The organism is Pseudomonas sp. (assembly GCF_017744435.1).
In the GTDB taxonomy this organism is placed as follows: domain Bacteria; phylum Pseudomonadota; class Gammaproteobacteria; order Pseudomonadales; family Pseudomonadaceae; genus Aquipseudomonas.
In genome coordinates this window covers 116054-130034 of the sequence record NZ_JAGIBG010000001.1, presented here as the reverse complement: position 1 = coordinate 130034, position 13981 = coordinate 116054, and the positions used below count along the sequence as shown (strand labels likewise).

General features: G+C 67.4%; 9 protein-coding genes. 3 read left to right on the top strand and 6 right to left on the bottom strand.

Translation table 11 applies throughout. The features are described 5' to 3' along the window. Nucleotides 1–65 precede the first annotated feature (65 nt). From J7573_RS00585 to hutH, 3 genes are read left to right on the top strand one after another with little or no spacing between them, the layout of a single operon-like run. Nucleotides 66–917 carry a proline/glycine betaine ABC transporter permease gene (locus J7573_RS00585; protein WP_103446979.1) on the top strand — a complete coding sequence of 284 codons (852 nt, stop codon included), beginning with the start codon at nt 66–68 and terminating at the stop codon, nt 915–917. After that, entirely contained in the window at nt 914–1747 is an 834-nt protein-coding gene (locus J7573_RS00580) for a glycine betaine/L-proline ABC transporter ATP-binding protein (RefSeq protein ID WP_294323648.1), read from the top strand. The genes J7573_RS00585 and J7573_RS00580 overlap by 4 nt, the downstream gene beginning before the upstream one ends. A gap of 12 nt (nt 1748–1759) precedes the next feature. After that, on the top strand, nt 1760–3283 hold the full coding sequence (gene hutH / locus J7573_RS00575) for a histidine ammonia-lyase (RefSeq protein WP_294323645.1): 1524 nt from the start codon (nt 1760–1762) through the stop codon (nt 3281–3283). Nucleotides 3284–3298: 15 nt separating this feature from the next. On the opposite strand, the gene prpR is transcribed toward hutH, so the two are convergent. From prpR to J7573_RS00545, 6 genes are all read right to left on the bottom strand, one after another. After that, on the bottom strand, nt 3299–4927 hold the full coding sequence (gene prpR, locus J7573_RS00570; protein ID WP_294323643.1) for a propionate catabolism operon regulatory protein PrpR: 1629 nt from the start codon (nt 4925–4927) through the stop codon (nt 3299–3301). Nucleotides 4928–4957: 30 nt separating this feature from the next. Further along, a complete protein-coding gene (locus J7573_RS00565) occupies nt 4958–5731 on the bottom strand; it encodes an SDR family NAD(P)-dependent oxidoreductase (RefSeq protein WP_294323641.1) in 774 nt (257 codons plus the stop codon). A gap of 16 nt (nt 5732–5747) precedes the next feature. After that, the gene (locus J7573_RS00560) at nt 5748–6932 is read right to left on the bottom strand and encodes an acetyl-CoA C-acyltransferase (RefSeq protein ID WP_294323637.1); all 1185 of its coding nucleotides are present in this window, start codon (nt 6930–6932) and stop codon (nt 5748–5750) included. 34 nt (nt 6933–6966) lie between these two features. Continuing rightward, nucleotides 6967–9069: a 3-hydroxyacyl-CoA dehydrogenase NAD-binding domain-containing protein gene (locus J7573_RS00555; RefSeq protein ID WP_294323634.1), complete on the bottom strand. Its 2103-nt coding sequence runs from the start codon at nt 9067–9069 to the stop codon at nt 6967–6969. A 156-nt stretch (nt 9070–9225) separates the two neighbouring features. Further along, nucleotides 9226–11013 (bottom strand): acyl-CoA dehydrogenase C-terminal domain-containing protein, encoded by a 1788-nt coding sequence (locus J7573_RS00550; protein WP_294323632.1) that lies wholly within the window; start codon nt 11011–11013, stop codon nt 9226–9228. A gap of 123 nt (nt 11014–11136) precedes the next feature. Beyond that, complete coding sequence (locus J7573_RS00545; RefSeq protein ID WP_294323629.1) at nt 11137–13785, bottom strand: LuxR C-terminal-related transcriptional regulator; 2649 nt, start codon at nt 13783–13785, stop codon at nt 11137–11139. Nucleotides 13786–13981 lie beyond the last annotated feature (196 nt).

The window sequence follows — 13981 nt, the reverse complement described above, 5'->3', positions numbered from 1 at the left end:
GGGTCCGGCGCCTGCCGGGCACGCCATACAGCAGTCCGCTTCAAGCACTTGCTCGAGAGAATCCCATGTTTCCCAAGAACTTCACGTTTTCCATTGCCGACTGGGTCAATGGCTGGGTCGATGCGTTGGTCACCAACTACGGTGACGTGTTCCGGCACATTTCCGACACCCTGCTGTGGGCCATCGTCAACCTCGAAGGCCTGCTGCGCGCCACCCCCTGGTGGCTGATGCTGGCCGTCGTCGGCGGTATTGCCTGGCACGCCACCCGCAAGATCGTACCCACGGCGGTGATCGTCGGCTTGCTGTTCCTGGTCGGGGCGGTAGGGCTCTGGGACAAGCTGATGCAGACCCTGGCACTGATGCTGGTGGCCACGCTGATATCGGTGCTGGTCGGCATTCCGCTGGGCATCCTGTCGGCGCGCAACGATCGCCTGCGGGCGGTGTTGATGCCGCTGCTCGACATCATGCAGACCATGCCCAGCTTCGTGTACCTGATTCCGGTGCTGATGCTGTTCGGCCTGGGCAAGGTGCCGGCGATCTTTGCCACCGTCATCTATGCCGCGCCACCGCTGATTCGTCTGACCGACCTGGGCATTCGCCAGGTGGATGGCGAGGTCATGGAGGCGATCAATGCCTTTGGTGCCAATCGCCTGCAACAACTGTTCGGCGTGCAGCTGCCACTGGCGTTGCCGAGCATCATGGCCGGTATCAACCAGACCACCATGATGGCCCTGTCGATGGTGGTCATCGCCTCGATGATCGGTGCCCGTGGCCTGGGTGAAGACGTGCTGGTCGGCATCCAGACCCTGAACGTGGGCCGCGGCCTCGAAGCGGGCCTGGCCATTGTGATTCTGGCGGTTGTGATCGACCGCATTACCCAGGCCTATGGCCGGCCACGGCATGGGGTGGGCAAATGAGCGCCAAGCAGATGATGAACAAGATCGAAGTCAAGAACGTCTACAAGATTTTCGGGGCGCGCGCCGAAGATGCCCTGAAGCTGATCCGCCAGAAAAAGCCCAAGGATCAGGTGCTGGCCGAAACCGGCTGCGTGGTCGGGGTCAACGACCTGTCGTTGTCCATCGGCAGCGGTGAGATCTTCGTGATCATGGGCCTGTCGGGCTCGGGCAAGTCGACCCTGGTGCGCCACTTCAACCGCCTGATCGACCCTACCAGCGGCCAGATCCTGGTCGATGGCGAGGACATCCTGCAGTACGACATGGACGCCTTGCGCGAATTCCGTCGGCACAAGATCAGCATGGTGTTCCAGAGCTTCGGCCTGTTGCCGCACCGCAGCGTGCTGGACAACGTCGCCTATGGCCTGAAAGTCCGTGGCGAGAGCAAGGCCACCTGCACCGAGCGTGCCCTGCATTGGATTGCCACCGTGGGCCTCAAGGGTTACGAGAAATCGTACCCGCACCAGTTGTCGGGCGGCATGCGCCAGCGCGTCGGCCTGGCCCGTGCCCTGGCGGCCGACACCGACATCATCCTGATGGACGAAGCCTTCAGTGCGCTCGACCCGCTGATCCGCGCCGAAATGCAGGACCAGTTGCTGGAACTGCAAAAGACCCTGCACAAGACCATCGTGTTCATCACCCACGACCTGGACGAAGCGGTGCGCATCGGCAACCGGATCGCCATTCTCAAGGACGGTCGCCTGATCCAGGTCGGCACGCCAAAGGAAATCCTCTACCAGCCTGCGGACGACTACGTCGATCGTTTCGTGCAGCGCCGCGTAGCTTCGCATTAAGGAACCGCGTGTATGTCGTTTGCCGAAAAAATCATCATCGCCGATACGCCCGTGCGCTGGCAGGACGTGGTGGCCGTGGCGCGGCATGGGGCGAAGCTTGAGCTGGCCCCGTCGGCCTGGGCGCGGATCGAGAACGCCCAGGCGATTGTCCAGCGCATCGTTGCCAGTGGTGAGCGCGCCTATGGCGTCAACACCGGGCTGGGCGCCTTGTGCAATGTCTCGCTGCAGGACGAACAACTCAGCCAGCTGTCGCGCAACACCTTGCTCAGCCATGCCTGTGGCGTGGGTGCCGCGCTGTCGGATGAACAGACCCGGGCGATCATCTGCGCGGCGATCATCAATTTCTGCCAGGGCCGTTCCGGCCTGCAGCGCAAGGTGGTCGAGGCGCTGCTGACCCTGCTCAACCAGCACATCACACCGCAGGTGCCGAAACAGGGGTCGGTGGGCTACCTGACCCACATGGCCCATATCAGCATCAGCTTGCTGGGGGTCGGCCAGGTCAGCTATCGCGGCCAGATCATGCCGGCGCAGCAAGCCCTGGACGAGGTTGGTCTGGCACCGGTCAAGCTGGGTGCCAAGGACGGCCTGTGCCTGGTCAACGGCACCCCGTGCATGACCGGGCTGAGCTGCCTGTCCCTGGACGACGCCACGCGCTTGAGCCAATGGGCGGACGTGATCGGCGCCATGAGCTTCGAGGCCCTGCGTGGCCAGCTCGATGCCTTCGACCCTGAAATCATCGCGATGAAGCCGCACCCCGGCATGCAGCGCGTGGGCAGCAACTTGCGGCGCCTGCTCGACGGCAGCGAAGTCATTGCCAGCAGCCATGGCATTCGCACCCAGGACGCCTTGAGCATTCGCTCGATTCCGCAGGTCCATGGCGCCGCGCGCGATCAATTGGCACACGCAGCTCGGCAGATCGAAACCGAGCTCAACTCGACCACCGACAACCCGATGTTGCTGGGTACGCCCGAGTCGTATCGGGTGGTTTCCCAGGCCAATCCCCACGGCCAGTCGGTGGCCATGGCGGCCGACTTGCTGGCCATCGCGGTGGCCGAGATCGGGGCGATTGCCGAGCGTCGTCTGGATCGCCTGATCAACCCGTTGGTCAGCGGCTTGCCGGCGTTCCTGGTCAGCCAGCCGGGGGTGAATTCGGGCATGATGATCGTCCAGTACGTGGCCGCTTCACTGTGTGCGGAAAACCGTCAGCTGGCACAACCGGCCGTCATCGACAACTACGTCACCTCCGGCCTGCAGGAGGATCACCTGAGCATGGGCACCAATGCCGGCTTGAAGCTGCACCGCGCCCTGGAGAACTGTACGCAGATCCTCGCCATCGAATACCTGTTGGCCGCCCAGGCATTCGAGTTCCTCAAGGAGCAGCGCTTTGGCGCCGGCACCGGGGTTGCCTGGCGGTTGTTGCGCGAACGTGTCCCGGCCTATGCCCAGGACCGTTGGCTGGCCCCGGATATCGACAGCAGTGCATCGCTGTTGAAGGATCCCTGTCTGCTTGGCGCTGCATTCCCCGACTTGCTGTGACCACAAGCGGCGTGCTCAGCCCAGGCTGCGCACCCGCCGCCACACGGTGCTGCGGCTGACGCCCAGGCGGCGGGCGGCTTCTTCCATGTCGCCGTCGCAGTGGTCCAGCACCTGGCGGGCATGGGCCGCTTCTGCGGCCTTGCCCAGGCTGCGCAGGTTGTCGGCCGGGGCAGGGGGCGCGGCTTCGGCGGTGCCGGCCGGGTAGAACTCCGGAAACAGCGTGGCCAGGTCGACGCCATCCGCGAGCGTGCCCAGGCACAGGGCGGCGCGCTCGGCGATGTTGTCCAGTTCACGCAGGTTGCCCGGCCAGTCGTGGCGCAGCAACAGCGCCAACAGGGGCTGCAACTGCTCATCGCACGCCGGTGGCAGGCCACTGGCACGGCTGTGGCGCACCAGCAGTGCGTTGAACAGCGGCAGGATGTCCGCTACCCGCTCGCGCAGCGGCGGCACGGCCAGGCGCAGGATGTTCAGGCGGTAGTACAGGTCCTGGCGAAAGCGCTGGTCGGCGATGCGCGCGGGCAGGTCGCAATGGGTGGCGGCAATCACCCGAACGTCCACTGCAGTCGGCTCGCAGGCACCCAGGCGCAGCACCTCGCGCTCTTGCAGCACGCGCAGCAGGCGGGTTTGCAACGCCACCGGCATGTCACCGATCTCGTCGAGGAACAAGGTGCCGGCGTGCGCCAGCTCGATCAGCCCGGGCTTGCCGCCTTTGCGTGAGCCGGTGAAGGCGCCGTCTTCATAGCCGAACAGTTCACTTTCAAGCAGCGACTCCGGCAGCGCCGCGCAGTTGATCGCCACGAACGGCGCATGCTGGCGGGCGCTGGCGTTGTGCAAGCTTTGCGCGAGCCACTCTTTGCCGGTGCCGCTTTCGCCGGTGATCAGCACCGTGGCGTCGGTTTGCGCGTATCGCTGGGCCAGGTGCAGGGTGGCGCGAAAGGGCGGGGCGTCGCCGAGCATCTGCTCGAAGCGATGACGGGCCTTGAACGGCTGCACGTCAGGGTGTTCACGAGCACGTCGTGGCACGCGGCGCAGGGGCGCTTCAAATGGCTTGGTGCCCAGGGTCAACAGGCTGTCGAAGGTGTGCCGCAGGCTTTGCGCATCCAGCGCCAGTACGCCTTGGGCGCCCGCTTCGTCGGCCAGCTGGCAAATCGTTGGCGAGCCGATGATGACTTCGAAACCCTCCGCGACCAGGCGCTCGACCTGATCCCGCGCCTGCTCCAGGCGGGTATAGGTGTGTTCGCGAATCTGCAGGGTGAACAGCGCCTGCATCGCGGCCAGTTCCGGGTAGGGCTGGGCAAAACTGAGAATGCCCACCTTGCTGGCACGGTCGCGGGCCTGCACCAGGGCGCGAATCAGGTCGAACTCGCCCAGGTGCAGGGTGCGTACCGTGGTGCAAAGGTGCTGGCGCAGGTAATCGGCGGCGGCCCCCGAACAGAGGATCACGTCTGCCTGCTGGCGGCGTTCCAGCTCGCGTGCCAGCGGCAGCAGGTCGGCCAGGGTGGTCTCTATCACCTCGATACGGGCCTGCTGCCGGTAGTCGGCGCTGACCTGCTCGATCAGTTGCGCCATGCGGCTGGGCGCGGCGGGGCGGTGCAGGTGGGTGACCAGCGCGACCACCCGGGGCAGGTCAGCGGTAACGGACATACAGGCTCCTTTTCTCGAGCGATCACGGCGTTACAGCGGGTTTACCAGCTGCCCGCCATCCACGGCGACGATACTGCCGGTCATGAATGCACCGGCATCACTGGCCAGCAACAGCAGCGGGCCGTCCAGTTCATGCAGTTGCCCCAGCCGGCGCAGCGGCACCTGGCCCCTGATGTAGCCTTGGCCGGCCTCGCTGTCGAAGTAGTCTGCGTTCATCTCGGTCTTGAAATAACCAGGGGCGATGGCGTTGACCCGGACCTGGTAGCGGGCCAGCTCCAGTGCCATGGCCTTGGTCAGTTGCACCACGGCGGCCTTGGCCGTGCAGTAATGGCTCAGGCCGCTGCCGACCCGCAGGCCGAGGATCGAGGCGATGTTGACGATGCTGCCCGGCTTGCCGGCCTTGACCAGGCGCTGGCTGGCGCACTGGGCCACATGGAACACGCCGTCGAGGTTGGTCGAGAGCATGCGCTGCCAGTCCTGCTCGCTCAGATCGAGAAAGCGCCCCGGGTCGCCGATGCCGGCATTGTTGATCACCACGTCGACCACGCCAAAGCGCGCCTCGGCCTGGTCGAAGGCCTGTTCGACGCTGTCGCGTCGGGTCACGTCCAGTGTCACCGCCAGCGCCTCACCGCCATTGGCTTGCAGCGCTTCGGCCAGCGCCTGCAGGCGTTCGACCCGGCGAGCTGCCAGCACCACGCGGGCACCCGCTGCCTGGGCCAGGTGCGCGAAATGCGCGCCCAGGCCGCTGGAAGCTCCGGTGACCAGCACGGTCTTGCCGGCCAAGGAAAATGTGTTTGCATGCATGTTGTCGGTCCTTGTCTCAGAGCACTTCGAACAGGCCGGCGGCACCCATGCCGCCGCCCACGCACATGGTTACCACCACGTAGCGCACCCCGCGCCGATTGCCTTCGAGCAAGGCATGCCCGACCATCCGCGCGCCGCTCATGCCGTAGGGGTGGCCGATGGCGATGGCGCCGCCGTTGACGTTCAGCCGCATCGGGTCGATACCCAGCTGATCGCGGCAGTACAGCACCTGGCAGGCGAAGGCTTCGTTGAGCTCCCACAGGCCGATGTCGTCCACCTTCAGCCCATGCTGCTTGAGCAGGCGCGGCACGGCGTATACCGGGCCGATGCCCATCTCTTCCGGGGCCAGGCCGGCCACTGCAATGCCCCGGTACAGGCCGATTGGCCGCAAGTTGCGTTGCTCGGCCAGGCGCGCGTCCATCAGCACGCAGGCGCTGGCGCCGTCGGACAGCTGGCTGGCATTGCCCGCAGTGATGCAGCCGCCTTCGAGCACCGGCTTCAAGCCGGTCAGGTCGTCCAGGCGGGTCTGTGGGCGATTGCCTTCGTCCTGCGCCAGGGTCACCTCGCGGTAGCTGACCTCGCCGGTCTGCTTGTCTTTGAGCAATTGCCGGGCGGTCACCGGCACGATCTCGGCCTCGAACAAGCCGTCGCGCTGGGCGAGGGCGGTGCGCAGCTGCGACTGCAGGGCGTAGGCGTCCTGGGCGTCACGGCTGATGCCGTAGCGCCGGGCCACATGCTCGGCGGTCTGCAGCATCGGCATGTAGGCGTGGGGCACGCGCTGGATCACGTTGCTGTCCTGCTCGCCCAGCGCCCATTCCAGGTTGCGTGCCTGCACCGCGCTGATGTTTTCCTGGCCGGCGCCGATGGTCGCCTGCATGCCATCGACGATGATCTGCTTGGCGGCCGTGGCGATCGCCATCAGCCCGGAGGCGCACTGGCGGTCCAGGGTCTGGCCGCTGACCGACACCGGCAGGCCGGCGGCCAGTGCGCTCATGCGGCCCAGGTTCCAGCCGGCGGTGCCGGAGGGCAGCGCGGTGCCCATCACCAGGTCCTCGATTTCGTCCGCCTCGATGCCGGCGCGTGCCACCGCCGCCTGGATGGCGTGCGCGGCCAGGCTCGGCGAGCGGGTGTTGTTCAGCGCGCCGCGAAAGGCCTTGCCGATCGGGGTACGGGCGGTGGAGAGAATGACGGCTTCTTTCATGCTCGGTGCTCCTTCAATACCTGGGGTGAACCGCTCAGTTGGCTGGTGCGCGCAGCTTCGAGCTGCCGGCCAGGCGGCGCAGTAACGGGGCCGGTTGCAGCCACATGCGGCCGTAGGCGCCGAGCTGCTCGCGCTGCTGTTCGATGCCGGCCAGCACCCGGTCCAGGCCCAGCTCGCGGGCGTAGTGCAGCGGGCCGCCACGCCAGGCCGGGAAGCCGTAGCCGTTGGTCCACACCAGGTCGATGTCGCCGCTGCGCAGGGCAATGCCTTCGTCGAGCAGCTGCAAGCCTTCGTTGATCAGCATGAACAGGCAGCGGTCGTGGATTTCCGCATCGCTGATGGTGCGCCGGGTGATGCCCAGCTTGCCCGCCAGTTGCGCCGCGATCTGTTCCACTTCCGGGTCTTCGATGCGTTCGCGGCCCTCGTAGCGGTAGAAGCCGCGCCCGCTCTTCTGGCCATGGCGGCCCAGGCTGTAGAGCTCGTCGGCCAGGCGGAAGTAGCTCGGGTCGTGGGCGATCTCGCTGCGCCGCGCCTGGCGCACCAGGTAGCCGACGTCGATGCCGGCCAGGTCGTACATGGCGAACACGCCCATGGCCAGGCCCAGGCCGGTCAGCACCTTGTCCACCTGGGCGGGGGAGGCGCCTTCGAGCACCAGGCGGTGGGCTTCGCGGGCATAGGGTTCGAGCATGCGGTTGCCGATGAAGCCGAAGCAGACACCGGACACCACCGGCAACTTGCCGATGCGCTTGGCGACCTTCAGCGTGGTGGCCAGCACGTCGGGGGCGGTGAGCCGGCCGCGCACCACTTCGAGCAGGCGCATGACGTTGGCCGGGCTGAAGAAGTGCAGGCCGACCACATCCTGCGGGCGTTGCGTGCAGGCGGCGATACGGTCGACGTCCAGCGTCGAGGTGTTGCTGGCGAGGATCGCGCCCGGCTTGCACACACGGTCCAGGGTGCGAAACACCGACTGCTTGATCGACAGGTCTTCATACACTGCCTCGATCACCAGGTCGGCGTTGACGAGGTCGGCATAGTCGAGGGTGCCTTGCAGCAGGCCCATGCGTTGTTCGAGCTGTTCGGCACTGAGCTTGCCGCGCTTGATGCTGTTTTCGTACTGCTTGCGGATCTGCGCCAGGCCCCGGTCCAGGGCTTCGGGCTTGAGCTCCAGCAGGCGCACCGGGATACCGACATTGATGAAGTTCATGGCAATGCCGGCGCCCATGGTCCCCGCGCCGATCACCGCCACCTGGGCAACCGTGCGCAGCGCCGTGCTGGCGTCGATGCCGGGCACCCGCAGGGCTTCGCGCTCGGCGAAGAACTGCTGGCGCAGGGCAGTAGCCTGGGGGTCTTGCAGGGCTTCGCGGAACAGCGCCTGCTCGCGGGCCAGGCCTTCGGCCAGGGGCAGCTCGCAGGCGGCGCGTACGGCGGCGAGCACCCGAAGCGGTGCGCGCTGGCCGGGTTTGCGGGCCAGCAGTTGCGCCTCGCGGTTGGCGAAGAAGTCGCTTTCCAGGCCGTCCATCAAGGCGGCAGCCGTGGCACGCGGTGTGGCAGGCTGGGCCAGCAGCTCACGGGCGAAGGCGCAGGCGGCGTCGAGCAGCGCCTGGCCGGGTTCGGCGAGGCGGTCGATCAGGCCCAGGGCGAGGCCCTGGCGGGCATCGATCGGGTCGCCGCTGAGCATCATGTCCAGGGCCGGGGCCACACCGATCAGCCGCGGCAGGCGTTGAGTGCCCCCCGCGCCTGGCAGCAGGCCCAGGCGCACCTCCGGCAGGCCCAGGCGCGCGCTGGCGGTGGCCAGCCGGTGGCTGCAGGCCAGGGCCAGTTCCAGGCCGCCGCCCAGGGCCACGCCGTCGATGGCGGCAAGCACAGGCTTGCCGAGGCGCGCCAGGGTTTCGAGCAGTTGTGGCAGGGCCGGCGCCTCCCAGGTTTGCGGGCTGCCGAACTCGCTGATGTCGGCGCCGGCGCTGAACGGTAGCTGATGCCCGTGCAGGACGATGGCCTGCACCTCGGGGTCGGCGGCGGCCTGGCTGCAGGCCTGCATCAGCGCCTGGCGCAGGCCATGGCCAAGGGCGTTGACTGGCGCGTGGTGCAGGCCGATCAAGGCCAGTTGATGGTCGCGGCGATAGTCGATCAGCGGCATGGGTGGGAACCTTCTTGTTATTGGGGCGGGGCAGGCGTCGTGCACCTCGCCCTGGCCAGGACGAATGGAAAAACCAGGTGGCGGCCCGGAGCGCGTGCCGCCACCCGAAAAACCACGGCCCGGAGGGTGCAGGCCGTGGTAACCAGCGCGGTTGTATCAGCGGGCGAACGCGGCCTCGCTGAGGGTCATCAGGTTGTCGCTGCCCGTGCGGATCAGCGTTTCATGCAGGTGGGCGCGTGGCAGCAGGCGCTGCAGGTAGAAGCGCGCGGTCTCGCGCTTGCCCTGGTAGAACGCCACGTCATCGCTGCCCGCCGCCAGGGCGCGCTCTGCCACGCAGGCGGCGCGCAGCCACAGGTAGCCCACCAGGGTGTAGCCGCTGAGCATCAGGTAGTCGTAAGCGCTGGCGCCGATCAGGTTGGTGTCGGTTGCGCTGGCGTCACGCAGCCAGGCGCTGACTTCGCGCCAGGCAATCACCTGCTTGAGCAGCGCCTGGGCCAACTGGGCCGGGGCGCTGCTGCTCTGGGCGAAGTCTTCGATTTCGCCGAGCAGTTCGGCCAGAGCCTCGCCGCCATCGGCCAGTACCTTGCGGGTCAGCAGGTCGAGGCCCTGGATGGTGTTGGTGCCTTCGTAGATCGCGGTGATGCGCACGTCGCGGGCAATCTGCTCCATGCCCCACTCGCGGATGTAGCCGTGGCCACCGAATACCTGGATGCCCAGCTGCGCGGCTTCGTTGCCGGTTTCGCTGAGGAAGCCCTTGGCAATCGGCGTGAGCAGCGCCAGGCGGCGCGCCGCGGCCTCGCGCACACCGGCGCTGGCGCCGTGGTGCAGTTGGTCGACACCCTTGGCGCAGGTGTAGGCGAGCATGCGGCCGCCTTCGGCATAGGCCTTCTGGGTCAGCAGCATGCGCCGCACATCGGCGTGGCCGATGATCGGGTCGGCGGGCTGGTCGTTGCGCAGGCGCGGGTTGGTGCGCATCTGCACGCGTTCGCGGGCATAGGCCAGGGCGCCCTGGAAGGACGCTTCGGCGTGGGCCTGGGCCTGTTGCGCAACCGCCAGGCGCGACTCGTTGATGTAGGTGAACATGGCGTTAAGGCCGCGGTTGGCCTCGCCCAGCAGGTAGCCGCTGGCGCCGTCGAAGTTGAGCACACAGGTGGCGTTGCCGTGGATGCCCATCTTGTGCTCGATGGACCCGCAGCTTACGCCGTTGGGCGCGCCGAGCTGGCCTTGGGCATCGACCTGGAACTTTGGCACGGCGAACAGCGAAATGCCCTTGACCCCGGCCGGTGCGCCTTCGATACGTGCCAGCACCAGGTGGATGATGTTCTCGGTCATGTCGTGTTCACCGGCAGAGATGAACATCTTGCTGCCGCTGACCTGGTAGCTGCCGTCGGCCTGGGGCCTGGCACTGGTGCGCAGCAGGCCGAGGTCCGAGCCGCAGTGGGCTTCGGTGAGGCACATGGTACCGCCCCAGCGGCCGGCGATCATCGGCGGCAGGAAGCGCTGCTGCAGGGCTTGGTCGGCATGTTCGCCGAGGGTGCTGATGGCGCCGCCGGCGAGGTTGCCGTACATGCCCCAGGCGTGGTTGGCGCTGCACACCATCTCGTAGTTGACGAAGCCCAGCGACGGCGGCAAGCCCTGGCCGCCGAAGGCCGGAGGCTTGTCCAGGCCCAGCCAGCCGTTGTCGGCGAAGCGTTTGTAGGCCTCGGCGAAGCCGGGTGGGGTGGTGACCTTGCCGTCCTGCCACTGGCAGCCGTGCTGGTCGCCCACGGCGTTGAGCGGGACCAGTTGCTGTTCGGCGAACTTGGCACCTTCCTCGACGATGGCGGCGAAGGTGGCTTCGTCCGGGGCTTCACAACCTGACAGTTGCTGGTAGTGGCGGCTCAGGTCGAGCAGCTCCTGGGCAACGAAGGTGATATCGCGCAACGGGGCGGTGTAGCTGGGCATGCCGAACTCCTGTCTGGGTGGACTCGGCATGTTGTAACAGGCAGGCCCCGGCGCCGCGTCCACCCCCGGGGTGGAATGGCGGGTGGAATCGGCGTCGGGGCCAGGTGGAGGGCCAGGTGCAGGTCAGCCCAGCAGTTGCAGCTCGCGGGCCGAGCACAGGGCGCTGTCGCGGTCGGCCACGTCGAGCTTGCGGAACAGGTTGTTGATGTGGGTCTTGACCGTGCTCAGGCTGATGAACATGGCCTCGGCGATCTGCCCGTTGTTCTGCCCGCGGGCCATGCGCTGCAGCACTTCCAGCTCACGGCGCGAGAGCGGCACGATCAGCGCGCTTGCGGCGTTTTCCTTGCTGGCCAGCAGCGGCCGGAACAGGGCATTGAGCTGCTCGCGCGAAGGCGCCGGGGCTTCCAGGCCCAGGCGCTCGCGCACGCTCGGCAGCAGCAGTTGGCGCAGGGCCTCGAGGCACGCATCGCCCTCGTACTGCAGCAGTTGCCCGAAGCTGTGCGCGCAAGCGAGTTGCAGCGCCTGGTCGAGGCTGCGCAGGGCGTGGTCATGGTCTTGCTGCAGGGCGGCATCCAGCAGCAACGCCTCGAGCAGCAGGCGGCGGTTGCCTTGTGCCTCGGCCTGGGCTTGCAGGTTCTGCTGGATCTGCCAGGCCTTGTCGCGCTGGCCAAGGTGGCGTTGCACCCAGGCATAGGCGAGCCACTCTTCGGGCAACCGTTGCTCGCCATACTGGCGTCGGCACCAGTGCCATTGATCGAGCCAGTCGGGCAGGTAGTCCTGGTCGTTGTCGCGCAGGGCCAGGCGCGCCAGCCATGCCCCGGCCGTGCGGTAGAGGGTGAACAGGCGGTACTGCCGGGTCAGCCGGCGCACCTCGGTCCAGCGCGCCTTGGCCTGGGCGGTTTCACCCAGCGCCCAGTGCAGGCATGCCTGGTGGTGGAACACCCAGGGCAGCGCGGCGCTGTGGGGGAAACCCAGGGCCAGCACTTCGGCCTGGGCCAGGGCCTGGCGCGCCTGGGCCAGGCGGTTGCCCTGCAGCAGTGCCAGGCCCTGGCCCAGGTGGCGGAACAGTTCATAGAAACGCCCCGAGCTGCCGGTGTCGGGCTGGTCGGCCATGCCTTGCAGGCGCGCCCAGGCCGCGTCACTTGCGCCCTGGGCCAATTCGATCTGGGCCAGCAGCAGTTGCAGCAGGTTGGTGTAACCGTTCAGGCCGAAGCCCTGCAGTTCGCGCAGGGCGCGGCTGCCTTCGGCGTGGGCCTGCTGCAACTGGCCGAGCGCGGCCAGGCAGTTGGCGCGGTCGAAATACAGCACCGAGCGCGCCGCGTTGTGCTGGGGAAACGCTTGCAGTGCCCGCGCCGTCAGGGCCAGGGCGTGCTCCAGGTTGCCGCCCAGATAGGCCAGGCGGCTGCGCAGGAACATCACCGTCTGTTGCACCCGCTCGGGGTTGCGCGGCACCCCCTGACGGCGCTGCAGGGCATAGAGCTGGTGCAGGCACTGGCAGGCCTGGGCGATATCGTTGGTGACCATCACGGTGGAGGCTTCGGTCACCGCCAGGGTGAAGCTGTCGTTGCCGCCGTGGCCGGCAACCTCGTCGAGCACATCGACCAGGGTGTTGACCTTGCCCTCGCGCAGCAGCTCGAAACCATGCCGGTCGACGATGCTCAGCACCGCGTCCAGGTCGCGGGCACGACCGAACTGGTAGATCGCCTCGGTGAAGCGGCGTTGGGCCAGCAGCCAGTGGGCCGCCTGGCGGTGCAATTGGCGCAGCTGCTGGGGGGCGCGTTGCTCCAGGCGCTGGTAAAGGCCGTTGCGCAGGGCCGGGTGGTAGCGGTACTCGGCGTGGCTGCCCTGGGGCACCTCGATGATCAGGTCCAGGCGTTGCAGCTGGCGCAGCGCGGCAGGGACATCGGCATGGGTGGCCAGCTCGCTGGCCAGGCCCGCATCGAATACCTGGGCCACGGCGGTGTGCTCGAGGAACGTGCGCAACGGCAAGGGCAACTGCTGCAGGCGTTCCTCTTCGAGAAACTGCCGGGCATGGGCATAGGCCTGGCGGGTAATCGGGCGCAGGTCGGCGGGCGCCTCGCCGGTGCTGTGCAGCGCCTTGCGGTAGGCCTCGAGCCAGAACAGCACGCCACTGGGCCAGCCTTCGCTGCCGGCGCGCAGTTGGTAGAGGGCATCGCTGCCCAGGTTGACGTCACGGGCCCGCGCCAGCTGATGCGTTTCTTCGCTGTCCAGGGCCAGGTCGCGGGCGCCCAGCACACTGAGCCGGCCGTCGCGGTGCAGGTGGGCCAGGGGCAGGGTGGGCGGGCCTTCGCTGGCGGCGACCAGGCGCAGCCCAGGTGGCGGGTCGTGCAACAGCGTGTCCAGGTACTGCCAGGCGGGTGCGGCGGTGAGCAGGTGCAGGTCGTCGAGCAGCAGCGTCAGCGGGTGTTGCCGGGCTTCCAGGTCGGCCAGGATCAGGCTCCACAGGTGCTCGGGCGGGTGCGTGGTGCGTTGCTCGGCAGGCAGCTGCAACGCTGCGTGCAGGTGCAGCAGCAGTGCCAGTGGCTGGTTCTCGGCGCGGGTCAGGCGCAACCAGGCCCAGGGCGTGGACAACTGGCGGGCGAACTGGCCGAGCAGGGTGCTCTTGCCATAGCCCAGCGGCGCTTGCAGGAGCACCACGCCGCCCTCGTCCAGGGCAGTGGCCAGTTGTTCAAGCAGCCGTCCACGCACCAGACCCTTCGGCGGCTCGGCAGGCGGGCGCAACTGGTTCGGTTTGAGCACGGGAGGATGCATGGCTGGCAGGTTCCATCGGTTCGGCCAGACATCCTAGCCGAGCCCGCCACCTGTGCGGGTAAATTTCGCAGGGGAGGGCAGTGCAGGCCTGAACGGCCGTTTCAGGTTTGCAGCGGCGCTGTTCAGGTTTGCGCTGGCACGTCGTTCTTGTAGGTGTTTGTAAATCATAACTATCTGATTTGTAACGATTTAGTGA

Excerpts from the sequence above, each read along its gene's own strand:
- J7573_RS00585 (WP_103446979.1), top strand. The coding sequence starts at position 66 with ATGTTTCCCAAGAACTTCACGTTTTCCATTGCCGACTGGGTCAATGGC.
- J7573_RS00580 (WP_294323648.1), top strand. The coding sequence starts at position 914 with ATGAGCGCCAAGCAGATGATGAACAAGATCGAAGTCAAGAACGTCTAC.
- hutH (WP_294323645.1), top strand. The coding sequence starts at position 1,760 with ATGTCGTTTGCCGAAAAAATCATCATCGCCGATACGCCCGTGCGCTGG.
- prpR (WP_294323643.1), bottom strand. The coding sequence starts at position 4,927 with ATGTCCGTTACCGCTGACCTGCCCCGGGTGGTCGCGCTGGTCACCCAC.
- J7573_RS00565 (WP_294323641.1), bottom strand. The coding sequence starts at position 5,731 with ATGCATGCAAACACATTTTCCTTGGCCGGCAAGACCGTGCTGGTCACC.
- J7573_RS00560 (WP_294323637.1), bottom strand. The coding sequence starts at position 6,932 with ATGAAAGAAGCCGTCATTCTCTCCACCGCCCGTACCCCGATCGGCAAG.
- J7573_RS00555 (WP_294323634.1), bottom strand. The coding sequence starts at position 9,069 with ATGCCGCTGATCGACTATCGCCGCGACCATCAACTGGCCTTGATCGGC.
- J7573_RS00550 (WP_294323632.1), bottom strand. The coding sequence starts at position 11,013 with ATGCCCAGCTACACCGCCCCGTTGCGCGATATCACCTTCGTTGCCCAG.
- J7573_RS00545 (WP_294323629.1), bottom strand. The coding sequence starts at position 13,785 with ATGCATCCTCCCGTGCTCAAACCGAACCAGTTGCGCCCGCCTGCCGAG.